Source organism: Pseudomonas sp. H1_D04, assembly GCF_054683855.1.
Window position 1 is genome coordinate 831,075 of sequence record NZ_CP162826.1, and the last position, 23,173, is coordinate 854,247.

23 protein-coding genes and 1 pseudogene are annotated in these 23,173 nt (G+C 56.1%); 13 read left to right on the forward strand and 11 right to left on the reverse strand.

The genetic code is table 11. From position 1 onward, the window contains the following. Nucleotides 1-57 precede the first annotated feature (57 nt). From recX to AB4N82_RS03990, 6 genes are all read right to left on the reverse strand, one after another. Nucleotides 58-525, reverse strand: a complete 468-nt coding sequence (gene recX, locus AB4N82_RS03965) for a recombination regulator RecX (protein WP_032891766.1) — start codon at nucleotides 523-525, stop codon at nucleotides 58-60. A gap of 8 nt (nucleotides 526-533) precedes the next feature. After that, nucleotides 534-1,592 (reverse strand): recombinase RecA, encoded by a 1,059-nt coding sequence (gene recA, locus AB4N82_RS03970; protein ID WP_032891767.1) that lies wholly within the window; start codon nucleotides 1,590-1,592, stop codon nucleotides 534-536. A gap of 84 nt (nucleotides 1,593-1,676) precedes the next feature. Beyond that, the gene (locus tag AB4N82_RS03975; protein WP_032891768.1) at nucleotides 1,677-2,177 is read right to left on the reverse strand and encodes a CinA family protein; all 501 of its coding nucleotides are present in this window, start codon (nucleotides 2,175-2,177) and stop codon (nucleotides 1,677-1,679) included. 188 nt (nucleotides 2,178-2,365) lie between these two features. After that, complete coding sequence (locus AB4N82_RS03980; protein ID WP_241089523.1) at nucleotides 2,366-2,812, reverse strand: hypothetical protein; 447 nt, start codon at nucleotides 2,810-2,812, stop codon at nucleotides 2,366-2,368. 21 nt (nucleotides 2,813-2,833) lie between these two features. After that, entirely contained in the window at nucleotides 2,834-3,178 is a 345-nt protein-coding gene (locus AB4N82_RS03985) for a phage holin family protein (protein WP_032891769.1), read from the reverse strand. Between the two features lie 594 nt (nucleotides 3,179-3,772). Further along, nucleotides 3,773-4,507, reverse strand: a complete 735-nt coding sequence (locus tag AB4N82_RS03990; protein ID WP_095184318.1) for a LexA family transcriptional regulator — start codon at nucleotides 4,505-4,507, stop codon at nucleotides 3,773-3,775. A 240-nt stretch (nucleotides 4,508-4,747) separates the two neighbouring features. Between AB4N82_RS03990 and AB4N82_RS03995 the strand changes: the two genes are divergently transcribed. The 4 genes from AB4N82_RS03995 to fdxA all read left to right on the forward strand — a co-directional run bounded on the left by AB4N82_RS03995 (nucleotide 4,748) and on the right by fdxA (nucleotide 9,719). Then, nucleotides 4,748-5,662 (forward strand): FkbM family methyltransferase, encoded by a 915-nt coding sequence (locus AB4N82_RS03995; RefSeq protein WP_122764862.1) that lies wholly within the window; start codon nucleotides 4,748-4,750, stop codon nucleotides 5,660-5,662. Nucleotides 5,663-6,128: 466 nt separating this feature from the next. Further along, nucleotides 6,129-6,455: a DUF2388 domain-containing protein gene (locus tag AB4N82_RS04000; RefSeq protein ID WP_032891774.1), complete on the forward strand. Its 327-nt coding sequence runs from the start codon at nucleotides 6,129-6,131 to the stop codon at nucleotides 6,453-6,455. A gap of 206 nt (nucleotides 6,456-6,661) precedes the next feature. After that, nucleotides 6,662-9,253, forward strand: coding sequence for a DNA mismatch repair protein MutS (gene mutS, locus AB4N82_RS04005; RefSeq protein WP_122752547.1), 2,592 nt, complete (start codon nucleotides 6,662-6,664; stop codon nucleotides 9,251-9,253). Between the two features lie 142 nt (nucleotides 9,254-9,395). Continuing rightward, nucleotides 9,396-9,719 carry a ferredoxin FdxA gene (gene fdxA, locus AB4N82_RS04010; protein WP_095183956.1) on the forward strand — a complete coding sequence of 108 codons (324 nt, stop codon included), beginning with the start codon at nucleotides 9,396-9,398 and terminating at the stop codon, nucleotides 9,717-9,719. A gap of 497 nt (nucleotides 9,720-10,216) precedes the next feature. Here fdxA and apbC read toward each other — a convergent pair whose 3' ends face one another. Continuing rightward, complete coding sequence (gene apbC / locus AB4N82_RS04015) at nucleotides 10,217-11,311, reverse strand: iron-sulfur cluster carrier protein ApbC (protein ID WP_122764809.1); 1,095 nt, start codon at nucleotides 11,309-11,311, stop codon at nucleotides 10,217-10,219. 172 nt (nucleotides 11,312-11,483) lie between these two features. Between apbC and metG the strand changes: the two genes are divergently transcribed. From metG to AB4N82_RS04040, 5 genes are all read left to right on the forward strand, one after another. Then, the gene (gene metG, locus AB4N82_RS04020; protein ID WP_122680286.1) at nucleotides 11,484-13,535 is read left to right on the forward strand and encodes a methionine--tRNA ligase; all 2,052 of its coding nucleotides are present in this window, start codon (nucleotides 11,484-11,486) and stop codon (nucleotides 13,533-13,535) included. A gap of 117 nt (nucleotides 13,536-13,652) precedes the next feature. Then, nucleotides 13,653-13,823, forward strand: a complete 171-nt coding sequence (locus AB4N82_RS04025; RefSeq protein ID WP_206073123.1) for a hypothetical protein — start codon at nucleotides 13,653-13,655, stop codon at nucleotides 13,821-13,823. Further along, nucleotides 13,820-14,776, forward strand: a complete 957-nt coding sequence (gene rsxB, locus AB4N82_RS04030; protein ID WP_122764808.1) for an electron transport complex subunit RsxB — start codon at nucleotides 13,820-13,822, stop codon at nucleotides 14,774-14,776. The genes AB4N82_RS04025 and rsxB overlap by 4 nt, the downstream gene beginning before the upstream one ends. 150 nt (nucleotides 14,777-14,926) lie before the next feature. Next, entirely contained in the window at nucleotides 14,927-15,565 is a 639-nt protein-coding gene (nth, locus tag AB4N82_RS04035) for an endonuclease III (protein WP_032891781.1), read from the forward strand. Nucleotides 15,566-15,672: 107 nt separating this feature from the next. Then, on the forward strand, nucleotides 15,673-15,855 hold the full coding sequence (locus AB4N82_RS04040) for a PA3496 family putative envelope integrity protein (protein WP_032891782.1): 183 nt from the start codon (nucleotides 15,673-15,675) through the stop codon (nucleotides 15,853-15,855). 83 nt (nucleotides 15,856-15,938) lie between these two features. Here AB4N82_RS04040 and AB4N82_RS04045 read toward each other — a convergent pair whose 3' ends face one another. The 3 genes and pseudogenes from AB4N82_RS04045 to AB4N82_RS04055 form a co-directional block, all read right to left on the reverse strand. Further along, nucleotides 15,939-16,571, reverse strand: a complete 633-nt coding sequence (locus AB4N82_RS04045) for a response regulator transcription factor (protein WP_032891784.1) — start codon at nucleotides 16,569-16,571, stop codon at nucleotides 15,939-15,941. A 625-nt stretch (nucleotides 16,572-17,196) separates the two neighbouring features. Then, the gene (locus AB4N82_RS04050) at nucleotides 17,197-18,414 is read right to left on the reverse strand and encodes an argininosuccinate synthase (protein ID WP_012722490.1); all 1,218 of its coding nucleotides are present in this window, start codon (nucleotides 18,412-18,414) and stop codon (nucleotides 17,197-17,199) included. A 129-nt stretch (nucleotides 18,415-18,543) separates the two neighbouring features. Continuing rightward, nucleotides 18,544-19,451 (reverse strand): annotated as a pseudogene (locus AB4N82_RS04055) (flagellar protein MotY). A gap of 156 nt (nucleotides 19,452-19,607) precedes the next feature. On the opposite strand from AB4N82_RS04055, the gene pyrC reads away from it, so the two are divergent. Together pyrC and rnt are read left to right on the forward strand one after the other, a co-directional pair. After that, the gene (pyrC, locus tag AB4N82_RS04060) at nucleotides 19,608-20,654 is read left to right on the forward strand and encodes a dihydroorotase (protein ID WP_032891786.1); all 1,047 of its coding nucleotides are present in this window, start codon (nucleotides 19,608-19,610) and stop codon (nucleotides 20,652-20,654) included. Further along, entirely contained in the window at nucleotides 20,651-21,322 is a 672-nt protein-coding gene (gene rnt / locus AB4N82_RS04065; RefSeq protein ID WP_032891788.1) for a ribonuclease T, read from the forward strand. Before pyrC ends, rnt begins: the two co-directional genes overlap by 4 nt. A gap of 66 nt (nucleotides 21,323-21,388) precedes the next feature. Here the strand turns inward: rnt and AB4N82_RS04070 are convergent, their stop codons facing one another. Then, on the reverse strand, nucleotides 21,389-21,991 hold the full coding sequence (locus tag AB4N82_RS04070) for a peroxiredoxin (protein WP_003172097.1): 603 nt from the start codon (nucleotides 21,989-21,991) through the stop codon (nucleotides 21,389-21,391). 243 nt (nucleotides 21,992-22,234) lie between these two features. Between AB4N82_RS04070 and AB4N82_RS04075 the strand changes: the two genes are divergently transcribed. After that, nucleotides 22,235-22,453 (forward strand): bacterioferritin-associated ferredoxin, encoded by a 219-nt coding sequence (locus AB4N82_RS04075; protein WP_010564137.1) that lies wholly within the window; start codon nucleotides 22,235-22,237, stop codon nucleotides 22,451-22,453. 201 nt (nucleotides 22,454-22,654) lie between these two features. Beyond that, nucleotides 22,655-23,125: a bacterioferritin gene (gene bfr, locus AB4N82_RS04080; protein WP_017526353.1), complete on the forward strand. Its 471-nt coding sequence runs from the start codon at nucleotides 22,655-22,657 to the stop codon at nucleotides 23,123-23,125. Nucleotides 23,126-23,173 lie beyond the last annotated feature (48 nt).

Sequence of the window (23,173 nt, forward strand, 5' to 3'; positions counted from 1 at the left end):
AAAAAACCTGCTCACCAATACAAACCCGCAAAAATGACAAGCACGCTCAACACAGTTTCAGTCGTCCATATCTCGGCCGCTGAACAAACGATTGATCATTTCCATCGAAAACCCGCGGTAACTCAAGAAGCGGCCTTGCTTCGCACGCTCCCGGGCATCAATAGGCAGATGGCCGGAGAACTTGCGACGCCAAGTATCTTCCAACTGCGACTGCCAACTAATCCCGCACTCACGCAACGCAAGGTCGATATCGGCACGCTGCAGGCCACGCTGGCTCAGCTCTTCGCGAATACGCGCAGGGCCATAGCCGGAACGGGCTCGGTAGGAGACAAAACTTTCGAGGTAACGGGATTCCGACAGCAGCCCTTCTTCAGTTAACCGGTCAAGGGCCGTATCAATCATCTCAGGATCTGCGCCGCGCTGACGCAGTTTGCGCGTCAGCTCGACTCGACCATGCTCGCGTCGAGCGAGCAGGTCCATAGCAGTGCGCCGAACGGCGACGAGTGTATCCAGCACAACAGTCATCGTTTGCTTCAGACGTCAGTGTCGGCTTCTTCCACTTCTGCAACCGGCTCGCGGTTGGCAGCAGCTTTCACGTCGGGAGCTGCAGTCAGCAACTTGTCGCGGATCTGCTTCTCAAGTGTGGCGGCGATATCCGGGTTATCTGCCAGGAACTTGGCCGAGTTAGCCTTGCCTTGACCAATCTTGCTGCCGTTGTAGGCATACCATGCACCGGACTTCTCGACGAAACCGTGCAGCACGCCCAGGTCGATCATTTCGCCGTTCAGGTAAATACCCTTACCGTACAAAATCTGGAATTCAGCCTGACGGAACGGCGGGGCCACTTTGTTCTTAACGACTTTAACGCGGGTTTCGCTACCGACAACCTCGTCGCCTTCCTTCACCGCACCAGTACGGCGGATGTCCAGACGGACCGAAGCGTAGAACTTCAACGCGTTACCACCGGTGGTGGTTTCCGGGCTACCGAACATCACGCCGATCTTCATACGGATCTGGTTGATGAAGATCACCAGGCAGTTGGCATTCTTGATGTTACCGGTGATTTTACGCAGCGCCTGAGACATCAGACGGGCTTGCAGGCCCACGTGCATATCACCCATTTCGCCTTCGATTTCAGCCTTGGGAACCAAAGCAGCCACGGAGTCGACCACGATCACGTCGATGGCGTTGGAGCGCACCAGCATGTCGGTGATTTCCAGGGCTTGCTCACCGGTGTCCGGCTGGGATACCAGCAGGTCATCAACATTGACACCCAACTTGCCGGCGTATTCAGGGTCCAGGGCGTGCTCGGCGTCGACGAACGCGCAGGTGGCGCCCATTTTTTGCGCTTGAGCAATCACCGACAGGGTCAGGGTAGTTTTACCGGAAGATTCAGGACCGTAGATTTCTACGATACGGCCTTTTGGCAGGCCGCCAATGCCGAGTGCGATGTCCAGACCCAGAGAGCCAGTGGAGATAGCCGGGATCGCCTGACGGTCGTGATCGCCCATACGCATTACGGCACCCTTGCCGAATTGACGTTCGATCTGACCCAAGGCCGCAGCCAAGGCTTTCTTCTTGTTGTCGTCCATTAAAGTCCTCACGTAATCAATAAGGCCGGGGCGGCCAACACCTGTATAAGTAGACAGTATTGTTCCACAAAGATTGGAGATCGCCTACCCCTGATTTTCTATTTCTGCTGCAGCTCGTCGCAACAAGCCCTCAAGCGCGGCCTTTACCGTTTGTCGGCGGACCTCATCGCGGTTGCCCGGGAAGTGCGCGAGCTCGGCCGTGACCTCATCACCCACACCAAAGGCCAGCCAGACAGTGCCTACCGGTTTGTCCGGCGAACCGCCGTCAGGCCCCGCCACGCCGCTGACTGCAACAGCGAATCGCGACAGGCTTTTTTCCTGCGCACCGCGCACCATGGCCTCCACCACTTCCTGGCTGACGGCGCCCACTTTCGGAAACAATGTTTCCGGCACATTCAACTGCCGGGTCTTCTGACGATTAGAGTAAGTGACGTATCCGGCCTCGAACCATGCCGAACTCCCGGGGATCCGCGTAATAGCTTCCGCAATCCCTCCACCGGTGCAGGACTCCGCCGTGGTGACGTGAGCATTGAGCACCTGTAAACGGCGACCCAGTTCGGCGGCCAATTGAGTGATTTCCTTCACGGTCGTCTCCAGAAGTTAGCGGGCATTGGCCTACCCTACAGGAGCAAATACCCCGTGCAAGCGACAGACAGAATGGAGAGACTAGCGGGCGACGGCGCGCATACTTAAAACGGGCAAAGAAATGCCTGCTCCAAGGCGGGCTCCCGGCAAGATTTGAGCGGGTTGGGGCAGCGTGATCACCATCAGTTTCATCCTGAAAAAGACGCGATGTCGACACCAGGGCCGAGGTAGAGGGTTTGAGTGAAGGATACGGTCCAACTGATGTAGTCCGTTTCGGCACCACTGAGTGGGGACGGCGCGGCGACGATCGACGTAGGCAAGTCGCACTGATCAGGCGCAAAGCCCCAGCGGTTATCCAAGGCCAGATCCATCAGTTGGCTGGCCAAATCACAGGCGTCAAAGGGCGACGACACGCTCGCAACCGTGGCCCTGAGTGAGACCGACAAGGCCTGTGCCTTGCGCCCTTCAAGGGAACGTTCACCGGGGCCATTACGTTCCACGCTGATCAACACGCGCGTCCTATTCTCGGCATCGGTCAAGGTATGGCGATTGCCTACACGCAACCGTGGAAAGGCGCCCTTCAGCGCGTCCCCGATCGCCAAAGGCAGTTGAGGCGTATTTTTGAGAAGTGTCATTACATTGCGTCCTTGCAACAGTTAATGCTGATCAGGCCCAGAGGGCGGCACTTCGTTGACCCCGATGCGCTTTGCCGCCCAACGTTCATAAAGCCCGATGGCCACGTCAGCCCCCGCCATGGCGGTAAGGCAACCAATGGCGCCGGCGGTCCAGATCGACATGCCGGCGGCGTAGCACAGCATCAGTGCCGAAACCCCGCAGACCATGCACGCGCCGGACCGCAGCGCCAGGCGCCGCATCAGGGACCAACCGCGGGCGCCCTCCTTATCGGCACGCCACATTTCGCCGGATACACCTCCGATCAGGGCCAGTACGATCACCAGCCAGATAGGCATTTCCGCCAACACTTGCAGCTCGTTTGTCATTTCACGCCTCCTGGCTGATCAATGCCGGCAACGTGCCGGCGTTCGGGTAACTCCATGTGTCGGTAGGCATTCCAAAAAGCCCGATTGCCCAGGCTTTTCAGTAATAACCTCCTCAACCCTTCGGCGCTGCTTGCGCGGTACGGATTTTTCCTCGATGTTTTTCCGACCATGATCCATGTCTGCGGGAGAACTGCTTCGGGCTTTACGCTGCACACCCGGACCAGTTGCCAACTCTCTGAACCGTTAAGGCCGGCCTATCTCTGCTTGTCTTGTTGAAGCGATGTCACTAAAAAGCGTCGGCGTCCTTGCCGGTGTTGCCTGGCATCCCTGCCATCGCTTTTGTGGCGTCCTTGCCAATATTGCATGCCTTCCTTGTCTTCCTCAGCAGCATCCTTGCCGCCTCCACCAGACCTCGTTGGCTGGCTTGAGATGAAGAGTATGACTGGATGGATATCCAGTCAATGCATTAATGCATTTATTTTCAAAGTATGAATGCGCTAATGCATTTATAGCCCCATGGGCAAAGGGCTTGACGACTTTTGGCAAGCGGAAAAAAAACCCGCACATCGGCGGGTTTTGTCTTACTTAAGGGAGTTAACGAGCGTACATGCCCCACCAGAACACGTGGCCAAGGATTCTGATCTGCTCATCCTGGATATCCTGGAAACTGTAGTCCTCATCAGGATGCTCATCACGATTAAAGCTGCGCAGACGAATCCCGGAAGGCAAGCGGTAGAGCTGTTTAACCCGCAGTTGCCCGTTGTGATTGATGGCATACAGGTCGCCATCCACGATATCGCCGATGCCACTCTTACCGGCATTCACCCCGACCGTCGCGCCATCGCGCAATACCGGCAACATACTGTTGCCACGCACCGTTACGCATTTGGCCTGGTCGAACTGCACGCCGTTATGCCGCAAGCTGCGCTTTCCAAAACGCAGGCTGGCTTTCTCGCTTTCCTCGATGACGAATCTTCCTGATCCAGCGGCCAATTCAACCTCGCGCAGAAAGGGGATCGACACCTCGTCCTCATTAACGGGGGTGTCGTCGTCCCAAAGGCTAATGTCCTTGAGTTCCGAATGCATTGGATCTCGCTCGTCATCTCGCGAAACGCCCACCGCCACGCGCCCGCGCAACTGGTCGGTGCTGATGCGGAAGTATTCGGCAATACGGGAAATGTGCTTGTCCGACGGGTCAGCGATCTTCCCGCTGAGGATCCGGGACAACGTGGATTGAGGCACACCGGTACGCCGGTGAAGCTCCGTGGGAGAGATCCGGTCGCGGTCCAGCAGCTCTCTTAAAACGATAGAAACATTGCGTTTTTGCATGACGCGGATAGTGACGGGAGACTTGGAGAATGGCAAATGCTTAATCGCATAAATGATGCATTTTTATGCATTTGACACCCTTTTTACCGCCTAAACGGACTCATCCCAGTGGCGAGACTCCCGTCATCATCGTTCCGCCCTCGAAAGCGGATTCCCTTAGGCTATTTCTAAACGTAAGATCCTTGATACCAAGTCGTGCATAACAGATACAAAAGGAAGAATCTGTCAATGGATACCTAAATGCACGCTAGGAAAATAAAAACTACTCAAGGAAATTTAAGTTTGATCTCAAAATTAACATCAAGAATCATCAGAAAACTTCGAAAATACTCAAAGTTACCTATAAGCTATAAATACAGAAGCTTTTCAATAAACTTGCCAGCGCACCACCTGTTACCTGATTTTCAAAAACAACACCCAAAATATGATAGGTTCTTGCCACACCTAACACGCTACATCAATGACTCAGAAACCATCATAGATATAGGTGCCAATATCGGAGATTCATTAGCGGGCATGGCTGAACAGAATACCACTGCTAATTATATCTGCATTGAAGCTGATGATTCTTTTTACAGACACTTAGAAGATAATGTCAAAAAAATAAAAACCTCAATAAACCACTTAAAAGTCACTACAATAAAAGCCCTGGTAGGAAAAAACATCTCCAACGTCTCACTTGACGGACAAAACGGGACAAAACACGCGATATTACAAAATGAGGGCGGCCTAAAATCGTCGCCACTGGATGAGCTGATCCCCAATGAATCCAGCATACGCATCTTGAAAAGTGACGTTGACGGGTTCGATTACGATGTACTTGATTCTTCCATGGTAGTTATAAAAAAACACAAACCAATCCTTTTCTTTGAATGCCAATACGATCACGAATACCAAAAATCAGGCTATTTAAAAACGCTCAGCGCGCTTCAGCAGGCAGGCTATTGTGATTGGGTGATTTTTGACAACTTTGGCGAAATCGTCATTCGCACAGGCGAGATGAGCATTATCGTCCAGCTCATAAACTACATCTGGCAGCAAAACACTGGACGCTCTACACGAACAATTTACTACTACGACATTTTGGCAGTCCACAAAGAGGACTCTTCGCTCATAAACAAGGTTCTTGAAGAATACGCTTCCCCTTTAATCTGACCATTTGTAGATATCCCCAAGCATGAGCGCCTACAATCCAACTCCGGCTGTCTGCGACCATAGATGCCAACCTTATAAATCTGCGATTACCTGCTTGGCGAACAGACCTCCAGCCTTCAGCTCAGCGCGCAGTAGTAAAGCGAAGATTGGCTAGGCAATGTGCTATATGGAATAACACGGATGACTTCATGGCGAGATCAGAGCTTCTGGAGCAAGGTGCAGACATGCACCCTACTGGCGCTCATTGGGATGTTCACAAGCTACACCGACGCGCACTGGATAGAAGGAGCCTCATCCAATAGTAAGCGGGTCTTCAGCCGAGGCTTCGTTGTGCTCTGCGCAATAGTGGCTGGGATTGAGCTGGCAGTGCTCAACCACTTCTATGCTTCGCCCGGATGAGGTGACCGCGGGGAATGGCCGGCCCTGATATCGTCCCGCCCTTAAATCAAAATGGAAACATCGACGAATGGACTCATGGAAAACGCTGACAATCGCTGTCATGGTGCTGATGGGCAATCAGGCAGTGGCGGCAGAAAATGCCAACCCCTTCGATAAAGCGCTGATGTACTCCACGTTCGTGCCAACCATCTTGGTTGCAGGCACTACTTCTCTCACGACCGAAGCGCCAAAGCTTTTTACATCATCGAAAACCGACGCCCTTGCGTTTATCGGTTCGGACGGCGAAATCCGCGGGGCCGAGTTTGAACGGGCATCTCGGTACTATCATTCGACCTACCCCGCGCCGCTTATGTCCGACATGCAACTGGCCAAGGCTATCGCCGTTTCGTACTGAGAGAGGCGTCCATATTCAGCACAGGCCGAAAGGCAAAAGGGGCGGTGCATTTAAATAAATGCGCCGCCCCTTTTTTACGTTTTACCTGGCCGTTTGCGACCTGCGAAGGGCCGACCTCGCGTGTTAACCTTGCGGCCATTGCAAAATCAGCAGGGCCGAGCGCCCACCTTTGCCCCACTCCTTTCAACGAATTTGCTAACTATCTGATGAGTAAACACACTTCCGATCTGTCCTCCCATACGCCAATGATGCAGCAATACTGGCGCCTGAAAAACCAGCACCCTGATCAGTTGATGTTCTATCGCATGGGCGACTTCTACGAGATCTTCTACGAAGACGCGAAGAAGGCCGCCAAGTTGCTGGACATTACCTTGACCGCGCGCGGGCAGTCGGCGGGACAGTCAATTCCAATGTGTGGGATTCCTTACCATTCGTTGGAAGGCTATCTGGTCAAGCTGGTGAAGCTGGGCGAGTCGGTGGTGATCTGTGAGCAGATCGGCGACCCGGCGACCAGCAAGGGGCCGGTAGAGCGTCAGGTGGTGCGCATCATTACACCGGGCACGGTGAGTGATGAGGCGCTGCTGGATGAGCGTCGCGATAACCTGATCGCTGCGGTGTTGGGCGATGAACGGCTGTTCGGCCTTTCCGTGCTGGACATCACCAGCGGCAATTTCAGCGTGCTGGAGATCAAGGGCTGGGAGAACTTGCTGGCGGAACTGGAGCGCATCAATCCTGTGGAACTGCTGATCCCGGATGATTGGCCGAAGGACCTGCCGGCGGAAAAACGTCGTGGGACCAAGCGCCGTGCGCCGTGGGATTTCGAGCGTGATTCGGCGCTCAAAAGCCTGTGCCAGCAGTTCTCGGTACAAGACCTGAAAGGCTTCGGTTGCGAAACCCTGACCCTGGCCATCGGCGCCGCCGGTTGCCTGCTCAGCTACGCCAAGGAAACCCAGCGCACTGCCCTGCCGCATTTGCGCAGCCTGCGCCATGAGCGCCTGGACGATACCGTGGTGCTCGATGGTGCCAGCCGTCGCAATCTGGAACTGGACACCAACCTGTCCGGCGGGCGTGACAACACGCTGCAATCGGTGGTCGACCGTTGCCAGACTGCCATGGGCAGCCGCCTTCTGACACGCTGGCTGAATCGTCCGCTGCGGGATCTGAGCGTACTGCAAGCGCGTCAAACCTCTATTACATGCCTGCTGGATGGCTATCGCTTTGAAAAGCTCCAGCCACAGCTGAAAGAAATCGGTGACATTGAGCGGATCCTGGCACGGATTGGACTGCGAAATGCGCGCCCTCGTGACTTGGCACGCCTGCGCGACGCCCTTGGCGCCCTGCCGCAGTTGCAAGTAGCGATGACCGAGTTGGACACGCCGCACCTGCAACAGCTCGCAATCACGGCGGGCACCTACCCGGAACTGGCCGCGCTGCTGGAAAAAGCCATCATCGATAACCCGCCGGCGATCATCCGTGACGGCGGTGTATTGAAGACCGGTTACGACAGTGAGCTGGATGAACTGCAAGCCCTGAGCGAAAACGCCGGGCAGTTCCTGATTGACCTGGAAGCCCGCGAAAAAGCCCGCACCGGTCTCGCCAACCTGAAGGTCGGCTACAACCGCGTGCACGGCTACTTTATTGAGTTACCAAGCAAGCAGGCCGAGTCGGCACCGATCGATTATCAACGTCGCCAGACCCTCAAAGGCGCCGAGCGCTTTATCACACCGGAACTCAAAGAGTTCGAAGACAAGGCGCTGTCAGCCAAGAGCCGTGCCCTGGCCCGCGAGAAAATGCTCTATGAGACCTTGCTCGAAGACTTGATCAGCCAATTGGCGCCGCTGCAGGACACTGCCGCCGCCCTGGCGGAGCTGGATGTATTGAGCAACCTTGCCGAACGTGCGTTGAACCTTGATCTCAACTGCCCACGCTTTGTCAGCGAACCGTGCATGCGCATCGTGCAGGGCCGCCATCCGGTGGTGGAACAGGTCTTGACCACGCCGTTCGTCGCCAACGACCTGTCCCTGGACGACGATACACGCATGCTGGTGATCACCGGTCCTAACATGGGTGGTAAATCGACCTACATGCGCCAGACCGCTTTAATCGTGTTGCTGGCGCATATCGGCAGCTTTGTGCCGGCGGCCAGTTGCGAACTGTCCCTGGTGGACCGGATTTTCACCCGGATCGGCTCCAGCGATGACCTGGCCGGTGGCCGCTCGACCTTTATGGTGGAAATGAGCGAAACCGCCAACATCCTGCACAACGCCACCGAGCGCAGCCTGGTGCTGATGGACGAAGTGGGTCGCGGCACCAGCACCTTCGACGGTCTGTCCCTGGCATGGGCAGCCGCCGAGCGATTGGCGCATCTGCGGGCTTACACACTGTTTGCCACACACTACTTCGAACTGACGGTGCTGCCGGAAAGCGAGCCACTGGTGGCCAACGTTCACCTCAATGCCACTGAGCACAACGAACGCATCGTGTTCCTGCATCATGTGTTGCCTGGGCCCGCCAGCCAAAGTTACGGACTGGCGGTGGCGCAATTGGCCGGAGTGCCGAACGACGTGATCGTGCGTGCCCGTGAACACCTCAGTCGCCTGGAAACCACGGCTCTGCCCCATGAAACCGTGGTTACCAGCCCAGCCAAGACCGCCAACAAACCTGCCGCGCCTCACCAGAGCGATATGTTCGCCAGCCTGCCACACCCTGTGCTGGATGAGCTAGCCAAGCTTGACCTGGACGGCTTAACACCGCGTAAAGCGCTCGAAATGTTATATGCACTGCAAGTTCGGATATAACGCAGACGCTTGCAAGCTGGTAGACTCTCGCGCGGTTTGGGATGCTGCGGGCTCTTAGCCTGGCCTGCAGACTATCGCTCCCGAACCTCGCGAGCCCTGCCACACAGGGTTTCGCTGCCGCCGCCTGAGGAGAAAATTAGAAATGACCTTCGTCGTTACCGACAACTGCATCAAGTGCAAGTACACCGACTGCGTCGAAGTGTGTCCGGTGGACTGCTTCTACGAAGGCCCGAATTTCCTGGTCATCCACCCGGATGAGTGCATTGATTGCGCCCTGTGTGAACCAGAATGCCCGGCCGTCGCTATCTTCTCCGAGGATGAAGTCCCGGCGGATATGCAGGAATTTATTCAGTTGAACGTCGAGCTGGCGGAGATCTGGCCGAACATCACTGAGAAGAAAGACTCGCTGCCTGACGCAGAAGATTGGGATGGTAAAAAAGGCAAGATCAAACACCTGGAGCGCTAATAGCGCCGCCGCCCAACTGAAAAAGCCCCTTTCCGGGGCTTTTTTGCATTCTGGAGCAGGCATTTACTTTTTTGCAGGCAAAAAAAAGGGGCGGTATGACCCGCCCACATTTTTTCCCTAGTCCCTTTATTCCTTTTCATCATCCTGATGAATCGCATCCTGCGACGTTCCCTGAGCCATCGTTCCTTAATGGCTGTGTCAATCCGTGGACACAGGACTGATGTTAGAGAGTTCCAAGGGAAGTTCAATGGGATCCAAATCGCCGACCGACACGTGATCGCTCTCTGGCGACGATAAATAATCTTTATATTTCATAGAGATAGAAAATGCCTTCATCGATTTTAGCCGCACACGCCAGGTAAAAAACCCAAACACTTACGCAAAAGTAGGCGATTGCTTACACGCCTGATTGCGTAAATGCGCAACTAATATTCGTGGGCGGTTTTGCGAGCAAGAAAAAGCCCCGACAACGCGAGGCTTTTTTCGCCGCAACCTTTTCAGTCTTCGCTCACCGTAAACGTCGGCATTGCCGGTGCTGATGCTTCCTGCAGTACGATCCGCGCACCCACGTGACGGGCCAGCTCCTGATACACCATGGCGATCTGACCATCAGGCTCGGCCGCAACAGTAGGTTTACCGCCGTCGGCCTGTTCTCGAATCGCCATCGACAACGGCAACGAAGCCAGCAATTCAACCCCGTACTGGGTCGCCAGCTTTTCACCGCCGCCTTCACCAAACAGATGCTCAGCGTGGCCGCAGTTGGAGCAAATGTGCACGGCCATGTTCTCCACGACACCCAGCACCGGGATGTTGACCTTACGGAACATCTCCACACCTTTTTTGGCATCGAGCAGCGCCAAGTCCTGGGGCGTGGTCACGATCACCGAGCCGGCCACAGGGACTTTCTGCGCGAGGGTCAGTTGGATATCGCCAGTGCCTGGCGGCATGTCGATGACCAGGTAATCCAAATCGCCCCAGGCGGTCTGCGTAACCAATTGCAGTAAGGCGCCGGAGACCATCGGGCCACGCCATACCATCGGCGTGTTGTCATCGGTCAGGAACGCCATGGACATGACTTCCACGCCAAGAGATTCGATAGGCACGAACCACTTCTGATCCTTGACCTTCGGCCGCGTGCCTTCTGCAATTCCGAACATCACGCCTTGGCTTGGACCATAGATATCAGCGTCTAGAATGCCCACTCGCGCGCCTTCACGTGCCAGCGCCAGGGCAAGGTTGGCAGCCGTGGTGGATTTCCCCACGCCGCCCTTGCCGGACGCCACGGCAATTACATTCTTGACGTTAGCCAGGCCCGGGATCTGCGCCTGAGCCTTGTGCGGCGCGATTACGCACTGGATGTCGACCTTGGCAGATGCCACACCATCCAGACCTTCAATGGCGATTTGCAGCATCTGCGCCCAGCCACTCTTGAACAGACCGGCGGCATAGCCCAGCTCCAGGTGGACCGACACCTGATCGCCCTGGACCTCAATGGCGCGCACACAACCGGCACTGACCGGGTCCTGATTCAAATAGGGGTCGGTGTACTGGCGAAGAACGGCTTCCACCGCTGCGCGATTCACGGCGCTCATGGGCTACTCCCGAAAAAAGACTGACTGAAACAGGCGGCTATCCTAACCGTTCCGGCCGCTTAACGGCATGCTTTCGAAGATGGGGAAGATGCTGAAACAGCGCCACGGGGTGAAATAAATTTCCTGGCGCTTTATAGTGGCCGACCTCCGTTTCATCAAGTAGCCGAGCCCCATGTCCGAGCCACGCAAGATCCTCGTCACCAGCGCCCTGCCCTATGCCAATGGTTCTATCCATCTTGGCCATATGCTTGAGTACATCCAGACCGATATGTGGGTGCGCTTCCAGAAGCATCGCGGCAACCAATGCATTTATGTCTGCGCGGACGACGCCCACGGTTCGGCCATCATGCTGCGCGCCGAAAAGGAAGGCATCACCCCGGAACAACTGATCGCCAATGTGCAGGCTGAACACAGCGCCGACTTTGCCGAGTTCCTGGTGGATTTCGATAACTTCCACTCGACTCACGCTGAAGAAAACCGCGAACTGTCGAACCAGATCTACCTGCGGCTGCGCGACGCCGGGCACATTGCCCAGCGTTCGATCACACAGTATTTCGACCCGGAAAAGAAAATGTTCCTGGCCGATCGCTTCATCAAGGGCACCTGCCCGAAATGCGGCACCGAAGACCAGTACGGCGACAACTGCGAAAAATGCGGTGCGACCTATGCGCCCACCGATCTGAAGGATCCGAAGTCGGCCATCTCCGGCGCCACACCGGTGCTCAAGGATTCCCAACACTTCTTCTTCAAGCTCCCGGATTTTCAGCAGATGCTGCAAACCTGGACCCGCAGCGGCACCCTTCAGGATGCCGTGGCCAACAAGATCGCCGAATGGCTGGATGCGGGCCTGCAACAGTGGGACATCTCGCGCGACGCGCCGTACTTCGGCTTCGAGATCCCAGACGAGCCAGGCAAGTACTTCTATGTGTGGCTGGACGCACCGATCGGCTACATGGCCAGTTTCAAGAACCTCTGCGACCGTACGCCGGAGCTGGACTTCGACGCGTTCTGGGGCAAGGACTCCACCGCCGAGCTGTACCACTTCATCGGCAAGGACATCGTCAATTTCCACGCACTGTTCTGGCCAGCGATGCTCGAAGGTTCGGGCTACCGCAAGCCTACTGGCATTGCCGTGCACGGCTACCTGACGGTCAACGGGCAGAAGATGTCCAAGTCCCGTGGCACATTCATCAAGGCGCGCACCTACCTGGACCACCTGTCCCCGGAATACCTGCGCTACTACTACGCATCCAAATTGGGCCGTGGCGTCGACGACCTCGACCTGAACCTGGAAGACTTCGTACAGAAGGTCAACTCGGACCTTGTGGGCAAAGTCGTGAACATCGCCAGCCGTTGCGCCGGATTTATCCACAAGGGCAACGCCGGCTTACTGGTGGCAGAAAATGCCGCACCGGAACTGACCGATGCGTTCCGGGCCGCCGCGCCAAGCATCGCCGACGCCTATGAAGCCCGCGACTTTGCCCGCGCGATGCGCGAGATCATGGGCCTGGCCGACCGCGCCAACGCCTGGATCGCCGATAAGGCCCCGTGGTCGTTGAACAAGCAGGAAGGCAAGCAGGCGGAAGTGCAGGCGATCTGCGCCACAGGTGTCAATCTGTTCCGCCAGTTGGTGATCTTCCTCAAACCGGTTCTGCCGTTGCTGGCAGCCGACGCGGAGGCGTTCCTCAATGTTGCGCCACTGACCTGGAACGACCACACCACCTTGCTCAGCAACCACCAGTTGAACGAGTTCAAGCCGCTGATGACCCGCATCGATCCGGTAAAAGTCCAAGCCATGACCGACGCTTCGAAAGAAGACCTCGTTGCTAGCCAGACCGACACCGGTTCGACTGCACCAACAGGCAATGGTGAATTGGCCAAAGACCCACTTTCTCCGGAAATCGAGTTTGACGCCTTTGCCGCCGTTGACCTCCGTGTTGCGCTTATCATCAAGGCGGAAGCCGTAGAAGGTGCCGACAAACTGCTGCGCCTGACGCTGGATATCGGTGACGAGCAACGCAATGTGTTTTCCGGGATCAAGAGCGCTTATCCGGATCCGTCCAAACTCGATGGTCGCCTGACCATGATGATCGCCAACCTCAAGCCTCGAAAAATGAAGTTCGGTATCTCCGAAGGCATGGTGATGGCGGCCGGCCCTGGGGGTGAAGAGATCTACCTGCTGAGCCCTGATAGCGGCGCCAAGCCGGGTCAGCGCATCAAGTAACGCTGCAATACAGCCCTGTCGTCTCGGCGACAGGGCTATAGGTAGCTTATGGCTGGATAACGCGGGCGTGTTGGGCCTGGTATTGCTGTGGACTCACACGCAAAGGTCCTACCTCACATGTTCGCGATGAGCCTGGACGTCGGTCTCGGTTTTTGGCCGTTGCTGAGACTGTTCAGCGACTTACGCCAGCAGATCGCGGGCAATGACATTTTCCTACCTTTTCGCGGCCTACCGGTCGAGCTGATGGCGCTGGTATTCCGGGGCTTCAATGCAATGATCAAAACATGAGCCTGATTCAACGTATCGACGCACTGCTGCCGCAGACCCAATGCGGCAAGTGCGGACACCCAGGGTGCAAGCCTTACGCCGAGGGCATCGCCCAGGGCGAGGCCATCAATAAGTGCCCGCCGGGTGGGTATGAAACGATTGCGGGCCTGGCGCAGTTGCTGAGCCTGCCGCTGCTGGAACTGGACACCACCCGTGGCGAGGCGCCTGCGCAGGTTGCGTATATCCGCGAGGCCGAGTGCATCGGGTGCACCAAGTGCATCCAGGCCTGCCCGGTGGATGCCATCGTCGGCGCTGCCAAGTTTATGCACACAGTGATTATCGACGAGTGCACGGGCTGTGACCTCTGCGTCGCGCCCTGCCCGGTAGACTGCATCGAGATGCGTCCTCCGATCACCGTACTGCCTATCGTAGGCGGCTTGGCGGCCAACGACGAAGAACGGCATGAGCGCGATATCAAGCGCAATCGCGCACGTTGGCGCTTCGAGCAACGTAACGCGCGCCTGCAACGGGAAGAGGACCACAAGCTCGCCGAACGTCTGGCGCGGGCCAAACGTCCAGCGCAGGTGACGCCTGTGCCGCTGGATGGAGCACAGGCCGCACAGGACGCGGCGGTGAAAAAAGCCAAAGTCAATGTCGCGATGAGCCGCGCTCAGTTGCATAAATCATTGAAAGCCTTCGGGCATCCGCCGACGTTTGAGCAGCAATCCCAGTTGATCGTCCTACAACAACAGTTTGAGGCAGCTGAGCAGGCACTGGCCAAGCTTGAACCCGCTAACACTCCCGCAGCACCTGTGAGCAACACCGCTGGCCTCAAGCGCGCCAAAATCCAACTGGCGATGCGCCGCGCCGAATTGAAGAAAGCCCAGGATCAACAGGCCGATGCACAACAATTGGCCGATGCGCAAAACAAGCTCGAAGAAGCCCAGCGTCAGGTAGATGCCCATGGTGCTTGACGTGTGGCTGGGCACGCCGCCAAGTATGGTTGTACTCACGCTATCGATGGGCGCTCGGAATTCAGACTTCACGGTGACTGGTAGCAGGGTTCCAGGCTTGGGCCCACTATTCGAAACCACGTTGCTCGCCAACAAGGAATCTTCTGCCTCATGAACGCCGCAAAACGCCTGGAAATTTTCCGCAGACTTCACGAAGACAATCCGGAACCCAAGACCGAACTGGCATACTCCTCGCCGTTCGAGTTGCTGATTGCGGTGATCCTGTCGGCCCAATCCACGGACGTTGGCGTCAACAAGGCCACGGCCAAGCTGTATCCCGTGGCAAACACGCCAGAGGCGATTTATGCGTTAGGCGTGGATGGGTTGTCGGAATACATCAAGACCATTGGCCTCTACAACAGTAAGGCCAAAAACGTCATTGAGACCTGCCGCCTGCTGGTAGAGCTGCATGGAAGCGAAGTGCCGCAAACCCGTGAAGCATTGGAAGCCTTGCCGGGTGTGGGCCGCAAAACCGCCAACGTTGTGCTCAACACTGCATTCCGGCAACTGACCATGGCCGTGGACACTCATATCTTCCGGGTCAGCAACCGAACGGGCATTGCACGTGGCAAGAACGTGGTTGAGGTAGAAAAGCAGTTGATGAAGTTCGTGCCAAAGCCCTACTTGCTCGACTCCCACCATTGGCTGATCCTGCACGGGCGCTACGTTTGCCAGGCACGCAAGCCACGCTGCGGCAGCTGCCGTATCGAAGACCTGTGCGAATACAAGGACAAAACGTCGGACGATTGAGGGGGCATTAGTTTTCTCGATCAGTCGATTGAAAAAATCTTTTTTACCCGTTCATGGATTATCGTTATAAGGAGCGCCAACGGCAGTCTTACTCCGGAGTTAACGTTATGAGCACTGACAAAGAACAGTTGGATGTGGAAGACGACCTCGTTGAGTCGGATGATGATGGTGCAGAGGCTCCCGTGATAGAGGTCGCCAAGACCAATCTGAGCAAACGCCGTACTATCGACAATCTTCTGGAAGAACGACGCTTGCAAAAACAACTGGCCGACTACGACTTCGATCTCTAAGCCAGCGGTCGAGGGCCGGAAGCCTCCCTTACGGAGGCTTTTTTCTGCGGACTATGCTGGGCTAGGTGCAGCCTGCAAGCCTTCTATACCAAGCCGTTGCGCTGGGCCAGTTCGATCAAATCCACCAGGGAACGAGCATTGAGCTTAAGCAACAAGCGAGTCTTGTAGGTGCTGACAGTCTTGTTGCTGAGGAACATACCGTCGGCGATTTCCTTGTTCGTCCGGCCCCGAGCCAGTTGCTGCAACACCATCATTTCCCTGCCTGACAACCGCTCGACCATATCAGCCTCACTGGCGTTGCCCATGGTGGAGCGTACCGAGTTGAGTGCCTGGTTTGGAAAGTAGCTGTAACCCGACAAAACCGCTTTGATCGCACTCAGCAATTCAGTCAAGTCCTGCTGTTTGCACACATAACCCGCAGCGCCCGCCTGCATACAACGCATGGAAAAGTGACCTGGGGCCTGGGATGTGAGCACCAGCACCTTAAAGGGTATAGGTTGTTTGGCAGACGACAACCTGCAAATAACTTCCAGGCCATCGAGTTTAGGAATCCCAATATCCAATATGACAATGTCCGGCATATGCTCCCGCGCAAGTTGCAACGCATCGACACCGTTATTGGTCTCGGCAACGACCTCATAACCATGACGCTCCATTAGCATACGCACAGCAAGACGAATGACGGGATGATCATCCACGATCAGCACTTTATTCATGAGAAAGTCCAATTTCGCTGTTCGAATTATTTAGAGCAAGCACAATAGCCTAGTCGTTTCATAGTTGGCATAGCGTCCCCCCCCGAGCAACAGCAAGCAGAGACCCAACCCACAGCGATAAAGGAAACGCCCTACAAAAAAACACCGATTCGAATGTTTCCGGTTTTATGGAGCCTTTCAGACCTTTCCGTCCCATCACACATTTTGAGTAAAATTTCCAGGTTACCAAGGGCAGAACGTGAACGAGCCCCACACAACTATCAGGAAATGCCCCTTGTCTTTCGACTACGGATACTGGAGCTGGTGGAGAAAAGTCGGTAGTTTCAGTTCCATTTAACATATTTTTTTACATCCCTATTTACTACAGAGTCTTAGGTCTCTCACATGTTCTCCCGCACCCACATGAGTGAATTATCTGTAAGACTAGTTCCTATGCAGATGTAAAAAATTCATTCCTCCCTACAAAAAATCGCAGACAGCACACAGCAATCGAGAAAAAACACCTTATTCGAATAAGTTTGAACACTGATTAAACAACGTTAAACGATACCGATCTATTTAGAATACTCAGGCAAAAAAAATGGCCCCTTGAACAAGGGGCCATTCTTCAAAACAAGCTAAACACTCAGAATAACGAGCGGCCTTTATTAGCGGCAATGCGCATGCGCAATGCGTTCAACTTGATAAAGCCTGCTGCGTCAGCCTGGTTGTAAGCGCCGCCATCTTCTTCGAAGGTGGCGATGTTGGCGTCGAACAACGAATCATCAGACTTGCGGCCGGTAACGATCACATTACCCTTGTACAGTTTCAGGCGCACAACGCCGTTCACGTGAGCCTGGGAGGCGTCGATCATCTGTTGCAGCATCAGACGCTCTGGGCTCCACCAGTAGCCGGTGTAGATCAGGCTGGCGTACTTGGGCATCAGCTCGTCTTTGAGGTGAGCCACTTCGCGGTCCAGGGTAATGGACTCGATGGCGCGGTGAGCGCGCAGCATGATGGTGCCGCCTGGGGTTTCGTAGCAGCCACGGGACTTCATGCCCACATAGCGGTTCTCTACGATGTCGAGACGGCCGATACCGTGTTCGCCACCGATACGGTTCAGGGTCGCCAGCACAGTGGCCGGGGTCATTTCGACGCCGTCCAGTGCGACGATGTCGCCGTTGCGGTAGGTGAGCTCCAGGTACTGCGGCTTGTCTGGAGCGTTCTCCGGGGAGACGGTCCATTTCCACATGTCTTCTTCGTGCTCGGTCCAGGTGTCTTCCAGCACGCCGCCTTCATAGGAGATGTGCAGCAGGTTGGCGTCCATCGAGTACGGGGATTTCTTCTTGCCATGACGCTCGATCGGGATTGCATGTTTTTCAGCGTAATCCATCAGCTTTTCACGGGACAGCAGGTCCCATTCACGCCAAGGGGCAATCACTTTCACGCCGGGCTTGAGCGCGTAGGCACCCAGCTCGAAACGTACCTGGTCGTTGCCCTTGCCGGTAGCGCCATGGGAAATGGCGTCAGCGCCGGTTTCGTTGGCGATTTCGATCAGGCGCTTGGCGATCAGCGGACGTGCGATGGAGGTACCCAGCAGGTACTCGCCTTCATAGACGGTGTTGGCGCGAAACATCGGGAAGACGAAATCGCGGACGAATTCTTCGCGCAGGTCGTCAATGTAGATCTCTTTCACGCCCATGGCTTGCGCCTTGGCACGTGCAGGTTCGACCTCTTCGCCCTGACCCAGGTCAGCGGTGAAGGTCACCACTTCACAGTTATAAGTATCCTGCAGCCACTTGAGGATCACCGAAGTGTCCAGGCCGCCGGAATACGCGAGAACGACCTTGTTTACGTCGGCCATGCCATCACTCCACGGGGTTGTACGGAAAGGCGTCGATTCTACCGATCAAAACCGTGGATTTACAGGGGCGCGACAGCAAATGAAGATAAAGCGACAGATTATGTCGAGCGAGCGACCGATGGTCGCACGTCAGGAGGCGTGTGCTGGGTTGCTCGGCCCCGCCGCCTGGGGCGCCGGTTTCTCGGGGACAGCCACACGTTCGAGCTGAATATTCACACGGCGGTTGCGGGCCCGGTTGGCGGCATTGGTATTGGGCGCCAAGGGGTAACTTTCGCCATGGAAACGCAGGGTAATCTGGGACTCCTGGATACCATTGGCCTTGAAGTAGTCCATCACCGCCAGCGCGCGGCGGCGTGAAACATCGCGATTGCTCAGGCGATTGCCACTGTTGTCCGAATGGCCATTCAATTCGACATGGTTGACGGTAGGATCCGCTTTCATGAATTCGAGAATCACTGCCAGCTTCTGCTTGGCCGCGGCGTCGAGCTCGATGCCCCCCCAGGGAAGCCGACTTCAGTCTGCTTGACCTGATCGTAATTCATCGGCAACAACTTGGCCGTGCACAGCTGATAGTCGCTGTAGGCCTTGTTGAATTTCACCGGCAGCAGGCGAATTTCTGAATAGCCGCCCTCACGCCCATAGTGCCGCACGGTGGGCGAGCGGCCATCGAGCAAACCGTTGAACAGACGCCCAGCCTGGGCTTGAGAGCTGTTGAACAGCACATCACCGCTGCCAGCACGTACGGCACCGAGGTTGATGTCACCCCGACCGGGCTGCCAAGGGGCAGCGGCAGCCAACAAGGTGGCCGATCCTGCGCCCAGCGATCCGTTATAGGCTTTCAGACGGAACGTCGCCTGCTCACCCGCCCGGCGCACGAACTCACCCGAACCGAAATCGGTGATCGGTTGGGTCAGGCGGCACTCGAACTTGTCGCCCTCTACTTTCCACTCAATATTCTCCAGACGTGTCTGGAACGTGAGGGCCATCGCAGGCAGGCTGGCGAACACACTGAGCAGGGCTAGATAATGCTGGCGCACGGGAGGCTCCACTGGTTTCTACAACACTTCAAAGCGTCATACATCGATAAGGCATACGAAAGGCTATCGGATGCATCCTGCAAAACTTGATAGCGAGTGCCTGCAAGAGTCTTTTCCGGTAGCATTCCCACCAGATTGACCCGCCTGGAATCCCCAATGTCCGACCGCCTGACCCTGCTGCGTCCCGACGACTGGCATATTCATCTTCGCGATGGTGCTGCGTTGCCCCAAACCGTGGCCGATGTAGCGCGTACGTTTGGCCGCGCCATCATCATGCCTAACCTGGTACCACCGGTGCGTAACGCCGCTGAAGCCGATGCCTATCGCCAGCGTATCCTCGCTGCACGACCGGCCGGCAGCCGCTTCGAACCGTTGATGGTGCTCTACCTCACCGACCGCACCCAGCCCGAAGAAATTCGCGAGGCCAAAGCCAGCGGTTATGTGCACGCCGCCAAGCTGTACCCTGCTGGCGCGACCACCAACTCCGACTCCGGCGTGACCAGTATCGACAAGATCCTGCCCGCTATCGAAGCCATGGCCGAAGTGGGCATGCCGCTGCTGATCCACGGTGAAGTTACCCGTGGCGACGTGGACGTGTTCGATCGCGAGAAGATCTTCATCGACGAGCACATGCGCCGCGTGGTCGAGCTATTCCCGACCCTCAAGGTGGTGTTCGAGCACATCACCACGGCCGATGCCGTGCAGTTCGTCACCGAGGCCTCGGCCAACGTAGGCGCAACCATCACCGCCCATCACCTGCTGTACAACCGCAACCACATGCTGGTGGGCGGGATTCGGCCGCACTTCTATTGCCTGCCAATCCTCAAGCGCAATACCCACCAGGTGGCCTTGCTGGATGCCGCGACCAGCGGTAATCCGAAGTTTTTCCTCGGCACCGACTCCGCGCCTCACGCCCAGCACGCCAAGGAAGCCGCGTGCGGCTGTGCCGGTTGCTACACCGCTTATGCCGCCATCGAGCTGTACGCAGAAGCGTTCGAACAACGCAACGCCTTGGACAAACTCGAGGGTTTCGCCAGCCTCAACGGCCCACGTTTCTATGGCCTGCCGGCGAATACCGACCGCATTACCCTGGTCCGTGAAGACTGGACCGCCCCTGCCAGCCTGCCATTTGGCGAGCTGACCGTTATCCCGCTGCGCGCCGGTGAAACACTGCGCTGGCGCCTGCTGGAGGAAAGCAAGTGAGTGAAGACCATTACGATGACGACCAGGAACACGGCGGTGGTGGTTCGCGCCACCCGATGGCCGAACGTTTCCGTGGCTACCTGCCTGTCGTTATCGACGTAGAAACCGGCGGTTTCAATTGCGCCACCGACGCGCTGCTGGAAATTGCCGCGACGACCATCGGCATGGACGAACAGGGCTTTGTGTATCCAGAACACACCCACTTCTTCCGCGTCGAGCCGTTTGAAGGTGCCAACATTGAAGCGGCAGCCCTGGAGTTCACAGGGATCAAGCTTGATCACCCACTGCGCATGGCGGTGAGTGAAGAAGCAGCGCTGACCGATATCTTCCGTGGAGTGCGCAAGGCGTTGAAGGCCAATGGCTGCAAACGCGCGATCCTGGTCGGGCATAACAGCAGCTTCGACCTGGGTTTCCTGAACGCAGCCGTGGCGCGGTTGGACATGAAGCGCAACCCGTTTCACCCGTTCTCCAGCTTCGACACCGCAACCCTTGCCGGCCTCGCCTACGGTCAGACCGTATTGGCCAAAGCCTGCCAGGCCGCCGGTATCGATTTCGACGGTCGCGAAGCCCACTCGGCCCGATACGACACAGAAAAGACAGCTGATCTGTTCTGCGGCATCGTCAACCGCTGGAAGCAGATGGGCGGCTGGGAAGACTTCGGCGACTGAGTTCAAATCCCGCCTATAAAAAAACCGGCCTGTCACAGGCCGGTTTTTTTGTACCTCGATTCTGGCTTACAGCTTGCCAGCGTTCTCGGTCAGGTAAGCCGCAACGCCTTCTGGCGAAGCGTTCATGCCTTTGTCGCCCTTCTTCCAGTTGGCAGGGCACACTTCGCCGTGCTCTTCGTGGAATTGCAGAGCGTCGACCAGGCGAATCAGCTCTTCCATGTTACGGCCCAGCGGCAGGTCGTTGATGATCTGCGAGCGGACAACGCCTTTGTCATCGATCAGGAACGCGCCACGGAAAGCCACGCCGCCTTCGGACTCAACGTCGTAAGCCTTGGCAATGTCGTGCTTCATGTCGGCAGCCATGGTGTATTTGACTTTGCCGATGCCGCCATCGTTGATGGCAGTGTTGCGCCAGGCGTTGTGGGTGAAATGGGAGTCGATGGAAACGGCGACCACTTCAACGTTACGCGCCTTGAAATCGTCCATGCGGTGGTCCAGAGCGATCAGCTCCGAAGGGCAGACGAAAGTGAAGTCCAGCGGGTAGAAGAACACCAGGCCGTATTTGCCTTTAATGGCTTCAGACAGTTTGAAGCTGTCAACGATTTCGCCATTGCCGAGCACGGCAGGTACGTCGAAATCCGGGGCTTGTTTGCCGACGAGTACGCTCATTAGGTATCTCCTGATGTAAGGGTGACGATTGAAGTAAAAGGACCGGCCCTGAGTCTGCCGCATTCAAGCGACAGCCCTGTGACGCAGTCACGCTTCGTGAAGACCGACCATCATACACTGAAAAAACCGTTCGTCAGCGTGAGGGCGGTGCGGGCAAATACCCTACGAATCTACTTTGACAATCATTCTCGTTAACATTAAGATCCATCGCACTTAAGCCTTAACCCCGCGACGGTTCTCCCTATGTATGTGTGCCTCTGTACTGGCGTCACCGACGGACAAATCCGCGAAGCAATCTATGAAGGTTGCTGCAGCTATAAGGAAGTACGTGAAACCACCGGCGTTGCCAGCCAATGTGGCAAATGTGCCTGCCTCGCCAAGCAAGTGGTACGGGAAACCCTGACGCAGCTGCAGACAGCCCAGGCAGCACTCCCCTACTCAGCAGAATTTACACACGCTTAAATAGGCGTGTTTTAAAGAGCCGGACTTAGTGTCCGGTTTTTTTATGCCTGTAATTCAATTAGTTAGCCCCAAGACGCGGAACACAAACATTCTTATTCCGATTAATTTTCATTTATTATTCAATAACTTAGGTTTGACACTGAGGTTTTCGCCGCTCAAACTCCGCCCTATACACAGCTATTACAGGGCAGGACCCCAGTCATGAAAGGCGACATCTCAGTCATCCAGCAACTCAACAAAATCCTTGCCAATGAACTGGTCGCGATCAATCAGTACTTTCTGCATGCACGCATGTACGACGATTGGGGCCTGGAAAAGCTTGGCAAGCGCGAATACAAAGAATCCATCAAAGCCATGAAGGATGCAGACGCGCTGATCAAGCGCATTTTGTTCCTGGAAGGCCTACCGAACGTCCAGGACCTGGGCAAGCTGAACATCGGCGAGCACACCCAGGAAATGATCGGCAGCGACCTGGGCTTTGAACGCAAGAGCCACAGCGACCTCAAGGCGGCCATCGCTCACTGCGAAGCCCAAGGCGATTTCGGCAGCCGTGAATTGCTGGAAGATATCCTGGAAGATCAGGAAGAACACATCGACTGGCTGGAAACCCAATTGGGCCTGATCGACAAGGTCACCCTGGAAAATTACCTGCAATCGCAGATGGGCGAATAAGCCTTATCGGCTTGCCGGTAAAACCCCACAAAAAAGCCCCGCTCTCTC